Source organism: Parabacteroides sp. AT13, from assembly GCF_002272965.1.
In the GTDB taxonomy this organism is placed as follows: Bacteria; Bacteroidota; Bacteroidia; order Bacteroidales; family Tannerellaceae; genus Parabacteroides; species Parabacteroides distasonis.
The window spans coordinates 1,736,497-1,757,126 of record NZ_NQMH01000001.1 but is presented as its reverse complement, the minus strand read 5'-3'; the positions used below and the strand labels follow the sequence as shown (position 1 = coordinate 1,757,126).

The window sequence follows — 20,630 nt, the reverse complement described above, 5'->3', positions numbered from 1 at the left end:
GTACGTCTTTTTCGGAAAACACGTACATGTTTTTCCGGAAAGACGTAGGAGTTTCTAGCGCTTCCTTAAAAGCCTACAATAAGTGTATGCTCGTATCACTCCTTGCCTCTTTCTTCGCGGTCTCTACCGTAAACGCTCAAGTAAACGAGCGGGGAGATTCCGTGATCGTGATCAAAGGGCAGGTAAGCGATTACTATATTACCGTATCCCCAGAGCATTTTCTGGAAGGTACGATTACCGGACCGGACGGCAAGCCCTTGGAAGGCGCTACAGTGATGTTCACGGCTAGCCCGGTTCATTATACCACCGATGCGACAGGCTATTATAAGATACAAGCAAGCCGCTACGATCATGAGTTATTCGTGTATTATCCGGGGATGAAGTACGCTTATCGCACGTTTGGCGATAACGATACGAAAATAGATATCCGGATGGAGGCCGATCCTCGTGATGTACGGGTAAAAGCTCCTCAGCAAGCCACCCGCTGGTTCGACGCTACGGCCGATCATCCCTCTACCTATTGCAACCCGATGAATTTGAGCTACTGCTTCCGGGCGAATCTGCCGGATTTGGTGAAGAATGGCTCTTTCCGCTCTACGGCCGATCCGATGATGGTCATGTATAAAGGGGAATATTTCCTTTTCGCCACGAACCAAGCCGGATTCTATTATTCCAAGGACTTGAGTAATTGGGAGTTTGTATTCGCCGGTTTCCAACGTTATCCGGAAGATGACGACTTGTGCGCTCCGGCCGCTTTCGTAAGTGGAGATACCTTGTTCTATACCGGTTCTACCTATGTGGGATTGCCTATTTGGTATAGTACGAACCCGAAAAGCGGAAAGTTCAAGCGGTATGTGGAGAAAACGGCTCTTCCTAGCTGGGACCCGGCATTTTTGCTGGATGATGACGGACGTTTGTATATGTACTATGGTTCAAGTAATGAGTTCGCTTTGAAGGGAGTGGAATTGGATCGCCGTGATTTCCACCCGATCAGCAAGATCCAAGAGATCATGATGCTGCGCCCGGAAGAACACGGATGGGAACGTTTCGGGATGAACAATGACGATAGTACGACTTTAGCGCCTTTTACGGAAGGAGCTTTCGTGACCAAGCATAACGGTAAATATTATTTCCAATACGGTGCGCCGGGAACGGAGTTCAAGGTCTATGCGGATGGAGTTTATGTATCCGACAAACCGATGGGCCCGTTCACCTACCAGAAACATAACCCGATGAGCTATAAGCCGGGAGGTTTCGTACAAGGTGCCGGCCATGGTGGTACTTTCGAGGATGCGTATGGTAATTACTGGCATGTGGCTACTTGCATGCTTTCTTTGAAATATAAGTTTGAGCGTCGTATTGGTTTGTACCCTACGGCATTCGATAAGGATGGCGTGATGTATTCGAACACCGCTTTCGGGGACTATCCTTTGCTTACGCCGAAAGGGAAGGTAGATGATATCGCGAATACGTTTTCCGGCTGGATGTTGCTATCGTATGGAAAACCGGTGATGGCCTCTTCCATGGATAGTACGTTAGTACCAGAGAATGTAACGGATGAGAGCATGCGTACTTTCTGGTCCGCCCGCTCGGGAGAGCCGGGTGAATGGCTCCAGATCTCTTTAGAGGGATTGAAAGAGGTACGTGCGATCCAGTTGAACTATTACGAGCATAGAGCCGTACAGCATAATAAGGCGATGGACTTGTATCATCAATATCGTATTTATCATTCTATAGATGGACAAAATTGGGAATTGGTAGTCGATAAGAGCGATAACGACAAGGACGTTCCGCACGACTATATCGAGTTGCGTGAGCCTTTGAAAACCCGTTATTTGAAAATAGTGAACGAACATGTGCCTTCGGGCAACTTCGCTATGTCCGGATTTCGTATTTTTGGAAATGGTTTGGGAGAAGCTCCCGCCGCCGTTAAGAACTTAAAGGTGGAACGCTCAAAAGCGGATAAGCGGAATGCGATGATCACTTGGGAGCCGGTAAAAGAGGCGTACGCTTACAATATCTATTATGGTATAGCGCCGGATAAATTGTACAACAGTATCACGGTACTGGGAGATACGATGTACGATTTTAGGGGCTTGGATAAGGATACGGACTATTATTTCTCGATCGAGGCATTGGGAGAGAGCGGTCGTTCACCGATGAGTAAAGTATTGAGACGATAACTATTTTAAATGTATATATCTATGAATACCTATTTCCGTACAGGCGTTGTTACCCTGTTGCTTGGCTTTTCGTTGACCGCTTGTCATGAGGCCAAGAAAAGTGACACATCCGCAGAGTCTACGGCCAGTGAGCGTAAGTTGGATTTTCAGTCGGATGATGAATTCTTGACCTATATACAAAAGGCTCATTTTAATTATATGTGGGAAGGTGCGGAGCCTACCTCCGGACTGGCCTGTGAGCGTATCCATACGGATGGCGTGTATCCTGAGAACGACGCTGATATCGTGACCACCGGAGGTAGTGGTTTTGGCATCGCCGGGCTGTTGGTAGGTATTGAGCGTGGCTTTATCACCCGTGAGGAAGGTGTGGCCCGTTTTCATCAAATCGCTGATTACTTGGCGAAGGCCGATCGTTTCCACGGGGTCTGGCCTCACTGGATGCATGGACCTACGGGTAAGGTAAAGCCTTTCGGCCAGAAGGATAACGGAGGCGATTTGGTAGAGAGCGCTTTCTTAATGCAAGGTCTCTTATGCGTACGCCAATATTTCAAGGATGGTAATGAGAGCGAGAAAGCGTTGGCCGCGAAGATTGACCAGCTATGGCGTGAGATGGAATGGACTTGGTATTTGAACGGGCAGGATGTATTGTATTGGCATTGGAGCCCGAATTATGCGTGGGAGATGAATTTCCCTTTGGAAGGTTACAATGAATGTCTGATTACTTATATTTTGGCGGCGTCTTCGCCTACGTATCCGATCCCGGCTTCCGCTTATCATAACGGATGGGCTCGTAAAGGAGGGATCAAGAGCGATGCGGTCGCTTACGATTTACCTTTGATCTTGAAACATAATTATGCCGAGGAGTACGGCGGCCCGTTGTTTTGGGCGCATTATTCTTATATCGGCCTATGTCCGGTAGGCTTGTCGGATCGATACGCTAACTACTGGGACTTGAACCGGAATCACGTATTGATCGATTACCGTTATTGCGCGGAGAATCCGAAGGGCTTCAAAGGATATAGCGACGCTTGCTGGGGATTGACCGCCAGCTATTCCGTGAAAGGCTATAACGCGCATATGCCCTCCAACGATCATGGGGTAATTACGCCGACAGCCGCCTTGAGCAGTTATCCGTATACACCGGAGGAATCCTCGAAGGCATTGAAGCATTTCTATTTCAATCTGGGAGATAGCATCTGGGGTAAGTATGGTTTTTACGACGCTTTCAGTGAAGGCGAGAATTGGTATCCGCGTCGTTATCTGGCGATAGACCAATGTACGATCACCCCGATGATCGAGAATTACCGTACGGGCCTTCTGTGGCGTTTGTTTATGAGCTGTCCGGAAATCCAGGACGGTTTGAAGAAATTGGGTTTCACGATCCATAATGCGAGAGAATCTTAATATTTAAATAACATGAGAAAGATTATATTATCATTCGCCGCTTGTTTGGCACTTGCGGCATACGGACAAAAGCCCGTTCAAGATACGAGAGCGATGGATACGTTTATCGATCAGTTGATGGGTAAAATGACTTTGGATGAGAAGATCGGACAGCTGAACTTGTCCGGTGGGGGTGTTCCCGGCATCTTGAGTGGTTCGGAAGGAGCGGACGAGACGATTCGTCGGGGCTGGCTGGGTGCTACGGGAGGCTCGGAGCTGGAGACGTTCCGTAAATTGCAGGAGATAGCGGTTAAGGAATCTCGCTTAGGAATTCCGCTTTTGTTCGGACTGGATGTGATTCATGGATATCATACGATCTTCCCGATCCCATTGGCTTTGTCTTGTAGCTGGGATACGACGTTGATCGAGCAAAGTGCCCGTATCGCCGCTATCGAGGCCAGCTCAAACGGTGTGACATGGACGTATTCCCCGATGGTGGATATCGCCCGTGACGCTCGTTGGGGACGTATCGCCGAGGGTAGTGGAGAGGACCCTTGGTGGGGTGGAAAGATCGCCGCCGCCATGGTGAGAGGTTATCAAGGAGATGACTTGACAAAAGAGAACACGATCTTGTCTTGCTTGAAGCACTTTGCCTTGTATGGCGCTTCCGAGGCCGGTCGTGATTATAATACGGTGGATATGAGCCGTATCAAGATGTTTAATGAGTATTTCCCGCCTTATAAAGCGGCTGTAGAGGCTGGTTGTGCCACGGTTATGTCTTCCTTTAATTTGGTGGAGGCGATTCCGGCTACGGGTAACCGTTGGTTGTTGACCGATTTGCTTCGTGATCAATGGGGATTCAATGGGTTTGTCGTTTCCGATTATAATTCGATCGGCGAGATGACCAATCATGGTCTGGGTGATACGCAGACCGTATCGGCCTTGGCTTTGCATGCCGGCTTGGATATGGATATGATGACGAACGGCTATATCACGACCTTGAAGAAGTCGCTGGAAGAGGGCCGTGTGTCTCAAGCGGATATCGATCAGGCTTGCCGCCGTGTATTGGAGGCAAAATATAAATTGGGCTTGTTCGAGGACCCTTATCGCTACTTGGACGCAGATCGTGCGAAAAAGAATACATTCACGGATGAGCATATGAATACGGCTCGCCATATCGCCGGTAAATCCATTGTCCTGTTGAAGAATGACAAGGGTTTGTTGCCTTTGCGAAAGACAGGGACGATCGCCGTGGTAGGCCCGTTGGCGGATAAGAAGGTTGAGTTGTTCGGGACATGGTGTGGTATCGATACGGCGAAGTCGGCTTCCGTAGTGCAGGCTGTGAAGGAAATGGTTGGCAATAAGGCCCGTGTGATCTTCGCCAAGGGATGTAATTTGACGAACGAGCCGATGTTGGCGAAAGCCAGTGGCTTGAAGGTTGATCCGGTGGAGAATACCCGTTTGGTGAAGGAAGCGGTTGAGCAAGTGAAAGATGCGGATCGTATCATCGCCGTAATGGGTGAGCCGAATAACTGGTCCGGAGAGGCTTGCAGCCGTGCGGATATTAGTTTGCCGGAGAGCCAGAAAGAGCTGTTGAGAGCTTTGTTGGAGACCGGTAAACCGGTGGTGTTGGTCTTGGCGAACGGCCGTCCGTTGACCTTGGAGTGGGAGGATAGCCAATTCTCCGCGATCGTTGAGGCTTGGCATGGAGGTTCCGCCGCGGCTCGCGGATTGGTGGACGTATTGTTCGGCGACGTGAATCCTTCCGGTAAATTGACGACTACATTCCCTCGTAGCGTAGGCCAGATTCCTTTGTATTACAATGCTAAGAAAACAGGCCGCCCAATGAATCCGGATGATCATTTCACTTCTAAATATCTGGATATCACGAACGATCCTTTGTATCCGTTTGGCTATGGCTTGAGTTATACGACTTTCTCTTACGGTGATCTTCAGCTGGATAAGACGAGTGTGCAAGGAGAGAACGGTGTATTGACCGCCAGCGTACAGGTGACGAATACGGGCAAGCTAGAGGGCGAGGAAGTCGTACAGTTATATATCGGCGATCCGGCTGCCAGCATCTCCCGTCCGATGAAAGAGTTGAAGAACTTCCAGAAGATCTCCTTGAAACCGGGTGAGAGCCGAAAAGTCTCTTTTACGATTACGCCGGAAGACTTGAAATTTTATAACAGCGCATTGGAATACATCTGGGAACCGGGCTTATTCAATATTTACGTAGGTACGAACTCCCGGGACGTGAAATCGGCGCAGGTAACTTGGAACAAATAATACAGATACGAATAATGAAAAGGTTAACGACTTTTATCGCTGGTGCGGCCGTTGCCGCTACCTTAGGTGGATGCCAGCAACCCGCTGTAAGTGGCTGGAAAAGCTTCAGCGGCGACAAAAATATTGAACGCCGTGTAGATTCTGTGCTCTCTTTAATGACCTTGGAGGAAAAGGTGGGGCAGATGGCCCAATACTCCTGTAACTGGGATGTGACCGGCCCGGTTATGACGGGGGATTATGAGACTTTGCTGAAACAAGGTCTTGTAGGAAGCTTGTTTAATGTATATACGGTAGATGGCGTACGTAAAATGCAAGAGATGGCTCTGTCCGAGAGCCGTTTGAAGATACCCGTATTGTTTGGTTATGATGTCGTGCACGGCTATCGTACGATTTTCCCGATGCCGTTGGCGGAATCCTGCTCTTGGGATTTGGAGCGGATGCGTAAAAGCGCGGCGATCGCGGCGGATGAGGCGAGCGCTTCCGGTATCGCTTGGACGTTCGCCCCGATGGTGGATATCTCCCGGGATGCCCGTTGGGGACGTGTAATGGAAGGTGCCGGTGAGGATCCGTATTTGGGAAGCTTGATCGCGAAGGCCCGTGTCGAGGGTTTCCAAGGAGGAAACGATTGGCGTTCGTTGGCCGACGTGAATACGGTCTTGGCTTGTTGCAAGCACTTTGCCGCTTATGGGGCCGCTGAGGCCGGACGTGATTATAATACGTCCGAGTTGTCGCAAAATACATTGATGAATTATTATATGCCGCCTTATTTAGCGGCTAAGGAAGCGGGAGTCGCTACGTTCATGGCCTCCTTCAATGAGATCAACGGAGTGCCCAGCACGGGTAATAAATGGTTGATGACCGATTTGTTACGTAAGGACTGGGGCTTCAATGGTTTCGTGGTTACCGATTATACCGGTATCAATGAGATGGTAGCCCATAGTATCGTGCGAAATGACAAGGAGGCTGGGGAACTGGCTGCGAACGCCGGTATCGATATGGATATGACGGGTGGCATCTACAACCAATATCTTGTACAATCCGTGAAAGAGGGTAAAGTCTCGGAAGAGAATATCAACCGTGCCGTGGCGAGCATCTTGGAGATGAAGTTCCTCTTGGGCTTGTTCGATGATCCATATCGTTACTTGGACAATGAGCGTGAGAAGAATACGATCATGAAGCCGGAGTTCTTGCAAGAGGCTCGTGAGACTTCCGCTCGCTCGATCGTCCTTTTGAAGAATGATAATAACTTCTTCCCGATCTCGAAGGATAAGCATATTACGGTAGCCTTGATCGGCCCGATGGTAAAAGATAAGATCAACCAGAATGGCGAGTGGGCCGGCCGGGGTGAGCGTGAGGAGAGTATCTCTTTGTTCGAGGGTCTGACCGAGAAATATGCCGGTACGAACGTGAAGTTCATTTATGCCGAGGGATGTGATCTCTTGACTGATGATTCATCTAAATTCGCTGAGGCGATCGCTACGGCTCGCCGTGCGGATATCGTATTGGCGGCTATGGGCGAGGATTTCAACTGGAGTGGTGAGGCCGCTTGCCGTACGGACTTGAAATTGCCGGGCGCTCAACAAGCCTTGTTGAAAGAATTGAAAAAGACGGGTAAACCTCTAGGTTTGATCTTGGTGAACGGACGTCCTTTGGATCTTTCTTGGGAGGATCAGCATGTCGACGGTATCTTGGAGGCTTGGTATCTGGGTACGATGGCAGGTCATGGTATGGCCGATGTGATCAGTGGCGATTATAATCCGTCCGCTCGCCTGACGATGTCTTTCCCTCGTACGGTAGGTCAATTGCCTCTGTATTACAACCAGAAACCGACAGGCCGCCCGGTTCCTCCGGAAGCTCCGGATACGGATTATAAATCCAGATATATGGATGTGCCTAACACACCGTTGTACCCGTTCGGTTATGGCTTGAGCTATACGACTTTCGCCGTGAACTCTATGAAGCTGGATCAGAACTCTTTCACGAAAGGGGGCAAGATCACGGTAACGGCTGAGGTAGAGAATACGGGTAAGGTGGATGGCGAGACGGTCGTCCAGATGTATATCCGCGACTTGGCGGGTAGCGTGACCCGTCCGGTTAAAGAGCTAAAAGGTTTCGAGAAGGTGGCTTTGAAAGCGGGCGAGAAGAAGCAAGTCTCTTTCACGATTGACGAAGCTTTGCTGGCTTTCTATGGTATCGATATGCAGAAGAAAGCCGAGCCGGGTGATTTCACGGTTTGGGTAGGCTTGAATTCTGCCGACGAGACGAATCAGTCTTCTTTCTCTCTGCGGTAAAAATTAATACATATCAACATGAAACTATTATCAAAATATATCTTTTCCGCTCTATTCTTGGCTGCTTCCGGAGGTTCCGCCACCGCTCAATCCATGCGGGCGAATACGTATTGTAATCCGCTTAATGTGGATTATACGTATATGATTTATAACTCATCGAACAACCTGTCTTACCGTTCGGGTGCGGACCCCGCTGTCGTAGAATTCCGGGGCGAGTATTATATGTTCGTAACCCGTTCGCATGGCTACTGGCATTCGAAAGATTTGTTGAACTGGGATTTTATCACTCCCGGTAAAAACTGGTATCCTCAGGGTTCCAACGCTCCCGCCGCTCATAATTATAAGGATTCCGTGCTTTATGTGATGGGTGATCCGTCCGGCTCCATGAGCGTTCTTTATACCGATGATCCGAAATCGGGTAATTGGAACGCTACTCCTGCTATACTCCACGACCTACAAGACCCGGATTTATTCATCGATGATGACGGGCAAGCTTATTTATTCTGGGGCTCTTCCAATGTTTATCCGCTTCGGGGCAAGAAACTGAATAAGGATGACCGTTTCTTGATCGAGGGTGAGACGGTCGAGCTTTTCGGCTTGGATATGCCGAAGCATGGCTGGGAACGTTTTGGCGAGAACCATACCGATACGGTATTGGGGGGCTATATGGAAGGTGCTTGGCTGACCAAGCACGACGGTAAATATTATATGCAGTATGCCGCCCCCGGTACGGAATTCAACGTATATGCCGATGGTGTTTATGTGGCGGACTCCCCATTAGGTCCGTATAAATACCAATCGCATAACCCGGTAAGCTATAAGCCCGGTGGTTTCATGAATGGTGCCGGACACGGAAGTACCTTGGTGGGGCCGGGAGGTAATTATTGGCATTTCGCCTCTATGTCTCTCTCGGCTACGGTGAATTGGGAGCGTCGCCTCTGCATGTATCCTACTTTCTTCGATAAGGAGGGCATTATGTATTGTGATAATAACTTCGGTGATTATCCGCATTACGCTCCCGCCGAGCCGGGAAAGAAAGGAGAGTTTACGGGGTGGATGTTGCTTTCTTATAAAAAGCCGGTGAAAGCTTCCTCGTATGCGGAGGGTTCCGCTCCCGCCGCGCAAGGATTCACGGAATCGAACCGTCCCAAGACTTCCGCCAATTTCCTTCCGGCCAACTTGACGGATGAGGAATGTAAGACATTCTGGATGGCTCGCACGAATGGAGATACCGAATGGGTAGAGATCGATCTGGAGGCTCCCGCTATGGTATATGCCGTGCAAGTGAATTATCACGATCATCAATCGAATATGTATGGACGTATTCCCGGTTTACGCCACCGTTATGCGGTGGAAGGCTCTTTGGACGGGCAGGATTGGGTAACGTTGGTGGATCGCCGGAATAATTATAAGGATGTCCCGAATGACTACGTACAAGTGGATAATCCGGCTCGTGTCCGTTATGTCCGTTATAAGAATATAGAGGTCCCGACGCCTCATCTGGCGATCTCGGACTTGCGTGTGTTCGGTATCGGTGAGGGCAAGAAACCTGCGACGGTGAAGAACTTCAAGGTCGTTCGCCAAGCGGATCGCCGTGACGCTATGATCACTTGGGACGCTGTCAAAAACAGCCAAGGCTACAACATCCGTTGGGGCATCGCTCCCGATAAACTATACAACTCATGGCTCCTATACGGAAAGAATGAATTACTTTTAAAGAGTCTGTCCACCGACCAGCCTTATTATTTCACCATCGAGGCATTCAACGAGAACGGTGTATCAGAAGCGACAAAAATACAGGAAGCCCAATAATCTTCCGGTATCATTTTCAAATGTATTTTGTAGAGATAGGACAATCTGTCTCTACAAAATACATACAATATTCGATTATTTACTTACTAACGGGTATTTATCTGGATTTGCTATGATAGACAAGCTCAAATCTACATCTAAAGCATCCCAACGAATCCGCTCACGTCCTAATAGTTGGACATTAAACACGTCATCTACGGCAGCACGTTTGAACCATGGGAATTTGTCGTAAGGTAAATAATATTCCCGATCCTTTACCCACAATATTAAGCCATTGCGGGAAATATGTGTTACCTCAGCTCTATTATTTGCCGAAGTGGTTGTTCCATTTGTCTTTGATAACTCGCTCATGTTCAATTATTGTTTGAATTAATCAAATCCATTTATTAGTATAGCCTTTGGACTCATATCCTATATCCTTATTATTGCAAAAGTAATTTTAATCTTGATATTATACAACGCCTTAACAGACTATTTAATTATATTTGCGGAAGTTATCGATCTAAGTAGATAGTATTTACATTTGAATATATGATTATGAAAACACTTAGAAGTATTTTTTTTCTGTCTCTTTGCCTTCTTCTCTCCGTTGCTGGATATGCTGGTGATAAGGCTAGTTTTTTGAAAAAGCAGTTTACGGCTCGTGATGGTTATCAATTGAATTATCGGGTTCTGTATCCCCGAGATTATAATCCGGCGCAGAAATACCCGGTAATCCTGTTCCTGCACGGAGCGGGCGAACGAGGGTCGGATAATGAGGCCCAATTAATACATGGTGGCGATATGTTCGCTTCTTTCGAGAATCAAACCAAATATCCGGCTATCATTATAGCGCCTCAATGCCCGGCCGAGAAGACTTGGTCTGAATATAAGGGATTGAACGCCGGAAAAGAAGGAAAGCGTTTCTATCCGTTGAATGCTCCGGCCACACAATCGATGGCCGCCGTCAAGGAATTATTGGATAGTTATATAGCGGAAGGTAAGGTCGATACGAAACGCATTTACGTAACCGGCCTATCAATGGGAGGTATGGGCACGTTCGATATCGTGATGCGTTACCCGAACCTGTTTGCCGCTGCCACCCCGATCTGTGGTGGAGCAAATTTGCAACGTTTGGCAAACTTTAAGGGCAAGACGGCTTTCAGTATTTATCATGGCGGCTCCGATAGCGTAGTCGATGTACAATTCTCCCGTGACGCTAATGAAGCATTGAAGAAAGCAGGAGCTGATGTCCGTTATAAGGAATTTCCCGGTGTAGACCATAACAGTTGGGATAACGCTTTCGCCGAACCGGATTATCTGGCTTGGATGTTCCAGCATAGCTTGTAAAAACAGAGGTATCATCTCCGGATTTTTTACTTACTAGACATTATTTATCCTTTATAGGTTGTATATCCGGAAAAAGAAGTATATTTGCTGTGATCAACATTTTAAAACCAGAAAGCAGAGTAGAATACCTGCTTCTATTCGGTTGCAGGCATTTTTTTGCCTGTAACCGATCCGATATGACGGTTCCGTACCCCCGTGGAGTGCATTAATGTGCCTCCAGCTTTCTGGTAAAGTGTTGATCAACGGGTCAGGCGGGACCGTTCTTTTTTCTGCCTGCTTACAACTAATATATTATGGAAGAGGAAAAGATCTATTCCGTAACTGAACCTGTCGGTTCAGAGCAAGACGCTCCGGTTTCGAACATGGAAATGTTGAGTGATGTATTTTTTAAGGAAGAGGCACGACGCTTGAAAGAAGCTTTCTGTTTTGAGAGAGATGCGGATGACCTTGATTATCTGAACCATCAGTTGCAAAGCGTTAAAAATCTGTTGGTAGGTCTAAAACTGCCGTGGATATAAATAGCACCAATTTTGTACAGATGTATGGCCGTTTATCTGCAGCGTCCCGATCAGCATGTAAGTAATATGAAAGTTCGCTACCTGTCAACGCAATTGATGGATGGGGTTTTGCTTTTATCCCAGAACGGACGGCTCATCAATGACTTGCTCACGTTTTTCGATCGCCAGATCAAGGATATTCAACGCTTGCGGGAAGAGAAGTGTGAGGAAATGGAGAATGTGAGATTGTAAGTCTATATTTGCAGCTCATACATACTTGGTTGTAGAGACGGGGCACGCCCCGTCTCTACAATTGGGTGAAAGGGCTTATGCGTGTTCCGGTTAGAATATCAATGTGACAATTTGTAAACTAAAGTCCTTGAGAATCGATTATTTCGGGCCAAAGTACGTCTCGCTCCTAAAAACGAAAGAAAAAAACAGCAATCGTCTATCCGCTAGTGACTTGTTGAAAAACGGGCTTTTATTCTAGCGAAATTAATTCATCCTATCTCATATCTTATGCCTTATGGCCCAGTCGTTAGGGGGCAACAATGCCCATTATAAGGTAGTCATGTCGCCCATTATGACCATATGTGTAGCCTATCGTGACTATATGTGTGGGTTTACGCCTGTACAGGCGTGGGTGAACGGGACTATATGTGTAATCTAACGAGGGTATTCTTATCAAAAAACGGTTCTTTTTGCGTGGAAAAGGCGTATAAATGCCTGCTTTCTCCTTCATGTTCTCGTTTATAGAGCTTTTCTAAATAAAGGTGATGTTATATAAAAGGGGTTATTACTAATAAATAGTTAACATTCCTTGGCTTTTGCTTACGTCTCTGTAAATAGGGGAAAGTGAACCATTATATTTCCGGCTAAATATAAGGTGAAGCATTTCCTATCAATAACTTTCATTACCTTTGCGCCCGCTAAAAATAAACAAATGAGATGAAATCTACTTTATCAATTTCTTCCTTATCCAGACAAGTCCTGCTTCGGGAGACACGGGACTATTTAATGATCGCTCTTGGGATGATCCTTTACGGTATCGGATGGACCGTTTTCCTTTTGCCGAATGACATTACGACAGGTGGAGTGCCGGGTATCGCTTCCATTGTTTTCTGGGCTACGGGATTTCCCGTTCAGTACACTTACTTCCTCATTAATGCCGTCTTGCTGATGCTTGCCTTGAAAATATTAGGTTTTAAGTTCAGTATCAAGACGATCTTCGCCGTGTTTACGCTTACTTTTTTCTTGTCCCTTATCCAGGAGCTGACAGCCGGGATGCATTTATTACAAGATCAACCATTTATGGCATGTGTGCTGGGAGCCTCCTTCTGCGGAAGTGGTATCGGTATCGCTTTCTCCTCGAACGGTAGTACGGGTGGAACGGATATTATTGCCGCTATCATCAATAAATACCGGGATATAACGCTGGGACGGGTCATGATGATCTGCGATATGATTATTATCACCTCCAGTTATTTCGTGCTAAAGGATTGGGAGAAAGTGGTATATGGTTTCGTAACGTTATATGTTTGTAGTTTCGTGCTGGATCAGATCGTGAACAGTGCCCGCCAGTCCGTGCAATTCTTTATCATCTCGAAGAAGTATCAAGAGATTGGTAAGGAGATTAATGCGTTGCACCGAGGGGTTACGGTGATCGATGCTACCGGGTTATATACGGGGCAAGAACAGAAGATGATGTTCGTGCTCGCTAAAAAACGGCAATCCACTACGATTTTCCGTATCATTAATGATATTGATCCGACCGCCTTTGTATCCCAAAGCGCCGTAATCGGGGTTTATGGGGAAGGATTCGATCATTTTAAACTAAAGAAATCAAAGTAGAGACGGGGCACGCCCCGTCTCATCCTCTCAAAATAGTAACTAGGGTTGCATGATAACTTCTACCCGGTTACCCTGTCCCAAAAGCTTTTGGGCGAATGCCTTTATCTTCTCGGGAGTCAGCGCCTTAACAATCGACTCATAATCCGTATCAGTATCAAATCCTTTGTAATAATAATCATCCAATACGTTCAACCAATAGCTGTTCTCCTGCAAGACTTCCGCATGACGTTTCAGCAGGTTATCCTGTGTTTTCTTGAAATCTTCTTGACGAGGGCCTACCTCGGAAAGCCGTTTCAACTCATTGCGGACAATCGTGTTCATCTGCTCCCACTTGGCCGGGTCCGTATCGAAGAATATCTGTAATGTCGTTCTTCCTTCCGGGAAAGGTGAGATTCTAGCGGATACACCGACGCCATACGTTCCTCCTTCTTTCTCGCGTACCTTCTCGTAATATACCAAGTCCATAACTTGTTTCAATGCGGTAGCGGTGATGATATTCTCCAGATTGTACTCCATCTGTCCGGTATAGAGGTTGGCTACCGTTACTTTCGGGATTTCCATGGAGCGGTTGAATCGATTCATATAGTCTCCCTTACGCATCGATGGAACCTCCGCCGGATTTCCCTTCTCAATTTTTCCTTGGGATGGCAATGTCGCTAAATACTGCTCTATATACGGACGGATACTATCAATCTGGATATTACCTACAAACGTGAATACGAAACCGGAAGCATCCGAGAAGCGTTCCTTGCGCATCTCCATGATACGAGGATAACTGATATGTTCGAAATCTTGTGGACGAAGACGTGACGCACGAGGATTATCTCCGTAAACCGCTTTAGACAAAGAGTCGCTGAAAGCGACCATCGGATTTAACTCCATATTCTGCAATTGCGCTTTTGTCCGTGTCTCGAAAGATGCGTAGGCCTCCTCGTCCATGCGGGGAGCCGTGAAGCTAAGGTAAATTAACTCGAATAAGGTTCGCAAATCGGAAGGAGCGGCCATTCCGTTCACGTTCTCACTATCTTGACTGAGCGATAGGGCGCAAGATACCTTCTTTCCGGCCAGACGCTTACTTAGATCCGTGGCGGAGAAATTGCCCAATCCACCTATCTCGATCACGTCATTGAAAACTTTTAAGTTATCAATATCCTTCGTGCCAAATAAGGTACTTCCTCCCGGGCTGGTAGCGGTCATGATGATCTCGTCCTTCTTGAATTCGGTAGGCTTTAATACCACCTTGATACCATTGCTTAAGGTAAATACTGTCGCTCCGAAGGGCTGGCCGGTCTTTGTCTCCGTGATCTGGCCCGGGGTCGGCAAGGTCGGGACTAAAGGCTCGTTGGAGACAGTTTCCTTATAAGGCTCTACCGGCATCTGTCGTGCTTTGAGGAATGTACGGAGCAGGTTCTCCTCGGTCGGATATTTTATACCTTCTTTATCCGGTCCGGTTAACCCGATCACGATATTATCCTCTCCGATCATATCTTGGATATATTGGTTGACTTGCTCTACCGGGATATTCTGGGCGATCTGGTTCAATAGCGTGTATTCCATCTCAATGCCCGGGATATAACCGCCGTTGGTGAAATGGTTCACGTATTCACGGACATAAGCGTCGTTCTTTTGGTTATTCCGCTCGTTGTAAGCGGACTCGTATTGTTTCAACACGTTGATGCGTGCCCGTTCATACTCGGATGGCGTAAAGCCATATTGTTTTACCCGTTGAGTCTCTTTGACAAGCGTGGTCAGTGTGGAATCGATCTCGCCTTCCTTGGCAAGAGCGGCTACGGTCCATGCTCCCTTGCTCTTTGCGATCATGAAATTATCATCGTCGTAGGCTTCCGCATAGATAAACGGAGGATTCGCTTGATGCAAGATGTCATCGAAACGTTCGTCCATGATCGATGCGCATATTTGCTGGATATAGTCCTTTACCAATCCGGCAATCGTACGATTCAAGTCGTTGGGCAATTTATCGTGTTTATAGAAGATATAAAGGATCGTATTGGATGCCTCCTTGTCTTTGGCGATCGAGATCAGAGGTAGATCATTGTCGGGAACCGATACTTGTTCCCGTTTTGCCGGGTTGACCGGGGCAGGGACATCGGCGAACATCTTTTTGATCGTTGCCTCCACTTGATCTACATTTACGTCTCCCACGACGATAATCGCTTGCAAGTCCGGACGATACCATTTTTTGTAGTAAGCCCGCAACTCGTCCGGCTTGAAGTTCTCGATCACGTCGATCGAACCGATCGGCATCCGGTTCGCGTAACGGCTTCCCGGGTACATCTTGGGTAGTTGCTGCTCCCATAGACGAGTCTGGGCATCCTGTCGGGTACGCCATTCCTCACGGATGACCCCACGTTCTTTCTGGATAGCCGAGTCGGTCAAGGCTAGGAACCCGGACCAATCGTGAAGGATCAATAAGCAAGAATCAACCACGCCGCTTTTGTTGACAGGGGCGTTGGTAATCATGTAGACGGTCTCATCAAAGGAGGTATAGGCGTTGAAGTTTTCCCCGCTGCGCATACCTACACTCTCGATATATTCGTCCATCCCGTTATTCGGGAAGTTCCTACTGCCGTCGAAAGCCATATGTTCCAAGAAGTGAGCCAAACCTCGTTGATTCTCTTCCTCTAAGATGGAGCCTACGTTTTGGGCGATGTAAAAGTCTGCCCGGTCTTTGGGCTGATCGTTGTGACGGATGTAGTAGGTCAATCCGTTACTCAATTTCCCGTATCGAACCTTTGGGTCGATCGGAAGTGGTTCGGGTTCCTGCATCTCTTGTGCCATCACTTGTGTGAAAGCGACGAAACAAAGCAGGATTGCCGTTAAGATAGAATGTCTTTTTATCATATTTGTTTCATTGATAGTGAATCTAGATCACAAAACTAGCAAAAAATCATAGAAAGAGGCCCTTATGGCGAAAAAAGGAGTATCCGATGCGGAATACTCCTTTCTATCAAGATGAAACAAGCGGGGGGTGCCTCATTTCACCTCTTTATTCATTCGGTATGTCAACGCGCCAGACGGACATTGCTTGATTTGGGCAATTAATTCCGCGGTTGTTGCGTTCTCTATCTGTATCCAGGGCCTCTCCTTCGGCTTATAGACATCGGGAAGAGTCTTTACACAGATACCGGCATGTTGACATAACTCCGGTTGCCAGATAATGGTGAGTTCACCATTCGTATATTCGATCTTCTTTCCCATATAATTTTGTTATAAATATTAAACATGTATACCTCTCATTACGATGCGTTTCCAATCCGGATGCTTCTGGATATATCCAGCTACGAACGGACATAACGGAACGAGACGTAAGTCTTTCTTTTCGATATCCAAGAGCACTTTCTCCACCAATTGGCTACCAATTCCTTTACCTCCAAGCTCCATGGGAACCTCAGTGTGGGTGAGATAAATTACCCCATCCTTATTTTTTATATACTCTATTCTGGGAACGTATCGCTCTATATGAAATTCATATTGGTGGCGTTCTTCATTATCAATTAGTTCATAATTTTCTTTCATCTCCCTATAATTTTAATACTCAACTATTCTATTAACACTTGAGTGATAAGGTTTGTTTAATATAATTCTAATCTATTCTATATAATTTATAGGGGAATGGAACGTTAGGTATTAAACGTAAATGATTACCTTTGCGGCCGACTGCCCGTGTGGGTATGCAAGTAGAAACAATTAATTATCACACTTATACAAAGTATGGGAAAGTACAAACTAATCAACAACGTGTTGGGGTGGGTCGTTTTTTTGATCGCTTCTACCGTTTATCTGATGACAATGGAACCCACCGCCAGTTTCTGGGATTGTGGTGAGTTTATCTCTTCGGCATACAAATTGGAAGTAGGCCATCCGCCCGGAGCTCCTTTCTTCATGTTAACAGCCAATTTATTTACGCAGTTCGCCTCGGACCCTTCCAAGGTGGCGGTGATGGTCAATACGATGTCCGCCCTCTTTAGCGGCCTGACGATCTTATTCCTTTTCTGGAGTATTACTCATTTGGCTCGTAAGATTATCGTGGAAGACGATAAAACGATGTCTCTGGGACAAATGATTACGATCATGGGTTGCGGTTTGGTAGGTTCTTTGGCTTATACGTTTAGCGATACATTCTGGTTTAGCGCCGTGGAGGGCGAGGTATATGCTTATTCTTCCTTGTTTACCGCCTTGGTATTCTGGTTGATCTTGAAATGGGAAGAAGCCGCCGATCGTCCGCATGCCGATCGTTGGATCGTGCTGATCGCTTATTTGATGGGTCTGAGTATCGGTGTCCATTTGCTGAACTTATTGTGTATCCCGGCTATCGTGCTGGTATATTATTATAAGAAATTCCCGAATCCTACGATGAAGGGTACGCTGATCGCTTTATTGGTGTCGTTCGCTATCGTGGGCTTGATGATGTATGGTGTCGTACAAGGCTTGGTTGAGGTTTGCGGTTATTTCGAGCTGTTGTTTGTCAATACGTTCGGTATGCCGTATAACTCGGGTGTATATGCGTTCGTGATTATCTTGGCGGCTTCCTTGATCTGGGCGATCTGGGAGACGATGCAAGACGAGATCCATCCGGTGCGGATGAAGATATCCTTTATCCTCTCGATCGTATTGTTGGGTATTCCGTTTATCGGTAGCGGTTACGTGATCGCCGTGATCCTTACGGCGGCCTTGACGGCTTATTTGTTCATGAGCAAGAAGGTAAATATCAAGATGCTGAATACGATCTTGGTCTGCTTGATGGTAATCGTAGTGGGTTATTCATCCTATGCCTTGACATTGATCCGTGCGACAGCCGATACGCCTATGAACCAAAACGCTCCGCAAGATATCTTTACCTTGCGTACTTATTTGGCTCGCGAGCAATACGGTAAGACTCCGTTGATCTACGGCCAGACCTATGTCTCTGAGGTGAAGCGTGAGAACCAAGGCGGTACTTGCGTACCTGTATCGAAAGAGGGTGAGCCGACTTGGAGCCGTGTCATTAAGAAAGATAAAAACGAGAAGGATCATTATTATATCTCTCGTTACGATACGGAATACGAATACGTGGATGAGTTGAGTATGCTTTTCCCCCGTATGTATAGTAGCGACGGACGTCATGTGGCTGCTTATAAGGAGTGGGCACAAGTGAAAGGTACACCGGTGAAGTTCAACCGTTGCGGTGAGATGGTGACGGTGATGAAACCTACATTTGCCGAGAATTTGCGTTATTTCTTCGCTTATCAGCTGAATTTCATGTACTGGCGTTATTTCATGTGGAACTTCTCCGGACGGCAGAACGATATACAAGGTAACGGTGAGGTCTCGAATGGTAACTGGATAACCGGTATTCCGTTTATTGATGAGGCTTTAGTGGGCCCGCAAGAGGATATGCCGTTCGATATCGTCAACAATAAGGGGCATAACGTATATTATATGTTACCGCTTCTGTTGGGTATCTTGGGGCTTCTATTCCAAGCTTATGCCGGAAAGAAGGGTATTCAGGGATTCTGGATCACGTTCTTCTTGTTCTTTATGACGGGTATCGCGATCGTGCTTTACTTGAACCAGACGCCGTATCAGCCTCGTGAGCGAGACTATGCGTATGCCGGATCGTTCTATGCGTTCTGTATATGGATCGGTTTCGGTGTGGCGGCCTTGGCGAAAGGATTGCAGAAGTATGGCAAGTTATCTCCGGTGATAGCGGGTTCTGTCGCTACGGTACTCTGCTTGTTGGTTCCTATCCAGATGGGTGCGCAGAACTGGGACGACCATGATCGCTCGAACCGTTATGTTTGCCGTGATTTCGGTGCGAACTATTTGGAATCTTGCGAGCCGAACGCTGTCATATTTACGAATGGTGATAATGACACGTTCCCGTTGTGGTACGCACAGGAGGTGGAAGGTATCCGTACGGATGTACGTGTATGTAATACGAGCTATTTGCAAACCGACTGGTATATCAACCAAATGAAGAAGCAAGCGTACGAATCCGATCCGCTTCCAATCTCTTGGCAACCGGAGGATTATGTGCAAGGTACTCGTGATGCCGCTTATGTATTCCCGATGACGGATAAATCGATTGATCTGAAGACCGCTCTTGATTTCGTTCGTAGTAACGATCCGAAGTTTAAGAAGATCCCGGGTATCAATCAAGAATTAGATTATATTCCTGCGCAGACATTGACGATGGGGGTAGATTCCGTCGCGGTTATGGCTGCCGGCGTGATCGATACCGCTAACTTGCCGTATTTGCAGAAAGAGATGAAGATTGACTTGAAAGGCAAGGATGTCTTGGGTAAGCAAGAGTTGATTATCTTGGATATGTTGCAGACGAATGACTGGAACCGTCCGATCTATTACGCGATTACCGTAAGCCCGGATCAGTTCGTGAAATTGGATCCGTACTTCCAGCAGACCGGTATGGCTTATCAGATCGTTCCGATGGAGACACAGGGAACTGTTCGTTCGATCAATACGGAGAAGATGTATGACAACGTGATGAATAAGTTCAAATGGGGTGGTGTCAATACGCCGGGTGTGTACTTGGATGAGAATGTAATGCGGATGTGCAAGAGCTATCGTATCGCATTGTTCAGCAAGCTGGCTGCCGCTTTGGTTGCGGAAGGTAAGAATGAGAAGGCAATGAACGTATTGGATAAGGCGATGGAAGTATTGCCTCCCGAGAATGTTCCGTTGGATTATAGCGCTCTTTCTTTAGGTGAGCTGTATTACGAGTTGGGCCAGAAGGAGAAGGCGGAGATGGTTTATAAAGGTATAGCGGACAATGCGTTGCGCAGTATAAACTGGTATTTCCGTTTGCGTCCGGGGCAATTATCATCTGTCGAGAGTGATTTAGGTCATAACTTGGCGGTTCTCCAAGAGGTATTGCGTGTGAGCAAACAATACAATCCGGAGTTCGCTAAGCCTTATCAAGAGGAATTTGATAATTACCGTATGGCGTACGGATCAGTGGCAAAAGACTAACAAAG

The 20,630-nt window shown here is 47.0% G+C and carries 14 protein-coding genes; 10 read left to right on the top strand and 4 right to left on the bottom strand.

Annotation, left to right across the window (positions count from 1 at the left end):
• Window positions 1-26: 26 nt before the first annotated feature.
• From CI959_RS07390 to CI959_RS07370, 5 genes are read left to right on the top strand one after another with little or no spacing between them, the layout of a single operon-like run.
• Window positions 27-2,183 (top strand): family 43 glycosylhydrolase, encoded by a 2,157-nt coding sequence (locus tag CI959_RS07390; RefSeq protein ID WP_057317232.1) that lies wholly within the window; start codon window positions 27-29, stop codon window positions 2,181-2,183.
• A 9-nt stretch (window positions 2,184-2,192) separates the two neighbouring features.
• A complete protein-coding gene (locus tag CI959_RS07385; protein WP_057317233.1) occupies window positions 2,193-3,587 on the top strand; it encodes a glucoamylase family protein in 1,395 nt (464 codons plus the stop codon).
• 12 nt (window positions 3,588-3,599) lie between these two features.
• Entirely contained in the window at window positions 3,600-5,855 is a 2,256-nt protein-coding gene (gene bglX / locus CI959_RS07380) for a beta-glucosidase BglX (protein ID WP_005863643.1), read from the top strand.
• A 14-nt stretch (window positions 5,856-5,869) separates the two neighbouring features.
• The gene (gene bglX / locus CI959_RS07375) at window positions 5,870-8,146 is read left to right on the top strand and encodes a beta-glucosidase BglX (RefSeq protein ID WP_005860283.1); all 2,277 of its coding nucleotides are present in this window, start codon (window positions 5,870-5,872) and stop codon (window positions 8,144-8,146) included.
• 18 nt (window positions 8,147-8,164) lie between these two features.
• Window positions 8,165-9,958 carry a family 43 glycosylhydrolase gene (locus CI959_RS07370; RefSeq protein WP_005860281.1) on the top strand — a complete coding sequence of 598 codons (1,794 nt, stop codon included), beginning with the start codon at window positions 8,165-8,167 and terminating at the stop codon, window positions 9,956-9,958.
• 75 nt (window positions 9,959-10,033) lie between these two features.
• Here CI959_RS07370 and CI959_RS07365 read toward each other — a convergent pair whose 3' ends face one another.
• Window positions 10,034-10,309, bottom strand: a complete 276-nt coding sequence (locus CI959_RS07365) for a DUF2442 domain-containing protein (protein WP_005860279.1) — start codon at window positions 10,307-10,309, stop codon at window positions 10,034-10,036.
• A gap of 186 nt (window positions 10,310-10,495) precedes the next feature.
• On the opposite strand from CI959_RS07365, the gene CI959_RS07360 reads away from it, so the two are divergent.
• The 4 genes from CI959_RS07360 to CI959_RS07350 all read left to right on the top strand — a co-directional run bounded on the left by CI959_RS07360 (window position 10,496) and on the right by CI959_RS07350 (window position 13,635).
• Window positions 10,496-11,287 carry a prolyl oligopeptidase family serine peptidase gene (locus CI959_RS07360; RefSeq protein WP_005860277.1) on the top strand — a complete coding sequence of 264 codons (792 nt, stop codon included), beginning with the start codon at window positions 10,496-10,498 and terminating at the stop codon, window positions 11,285-11,287.
• Window positions 11,288-11,580: 293 nt separating this feature from the next.
• Complete coding sequence (locus CI959_RS21780) at window positions 11,581-11,805, top strand: hypothetical protein (RefSeq protein ID WP_255223112.1); 225 nt, start codon at window positions 11,581-11,583, stop codon at window positions 11,803-11,805.
• Between the two features lie 12 nt (window positions 11,806-11,817).
• Window positions 11,818-12,036: a hypothetical protein gene (locus tag CI959_RS21775; RefSeq protein ID WP_255223111.1), complete on the top strand. Its 219-nt coding sequence runs from the start codon at window positions 11,818-11,820 to the stop codon at window positions 12,034-12,036.
• Between the two features lie 696 nt (window positions 12,037-12,732).
• The gene (locus CI959_RS07350) at window positions 12,733-13,635 is read left to right on the top strand and encodes a YitT family protein (RefSeq protein WP_005860273.1); all 903 of its coding nucleotides are present in this window, start codon (window positions 12,733-12,735) and stop codon (window positions 13,633-13,635) included.
• Window positions 13,636-13,674: 39 nt separating this feature from the next.
• On the opposite strand, the gene CI959_RS07345 is transcribed toward CI959_RS07350, so the two are convergent.
• From CI959_RS07345 to CI959_RS07335, 3 genes are all read right to left on the bottom strand, one after another.
• A complete protein-coding gene (locus CI959_RS07345; protein ID WP_057317235.1) occupies window positions 13,675-16,497 on the bottom strand; it encodes a pitrilysin family protein in 2,823 nt (940 codons plus the stop codon).
• A gap of 132 nt (window positions 16,498-16,629) precedes the next feature.
• On the bottom strand, window positions 16,630-16,854 hold the full coding sequence (locus CI959_RS07340) for a (4Fe-4S)-binding protein (RefSeq protein WP_057317236.1): 225 nt from the start codon (window positions 16,852-16,854) through the stop codon (window positions 16,630-16,632).
• Window positions 16,855-16,872: 18 nt separating this feature from the next.
• On the bottom strand, window positions 16,873-17,172 hold the full coding sequence (locus CI959_RS07335) for a GNAT family N-acetyltransferase (RefSeq protein ID WP_036614495.1): 300 nt from the start codon (window positions 17,170-17,172) through the stop codon (window positions 16,873-16,875).
• A 195-nt stretch (window positions 17,173-17,367) separates the two neighbouring features.
• On the opposite strand from CI959_RS07335, the gene CI959_RS07330 reads away from it, so the two are divergent.
• Window positions 17,368-20,625 (top strand): DUF2723 domain-containing protein, encoded by a 3,258-nt coding sequence (locus CI959_RS07330; RefSeq protein ID WP_095231431.1) that lies wholly within the window; start codon window positions 17,368-17,370, stop codon window positions 20,623-20,625.
• Window positions 20,626-20,630 lie beyond the last annotated feature (5 nt).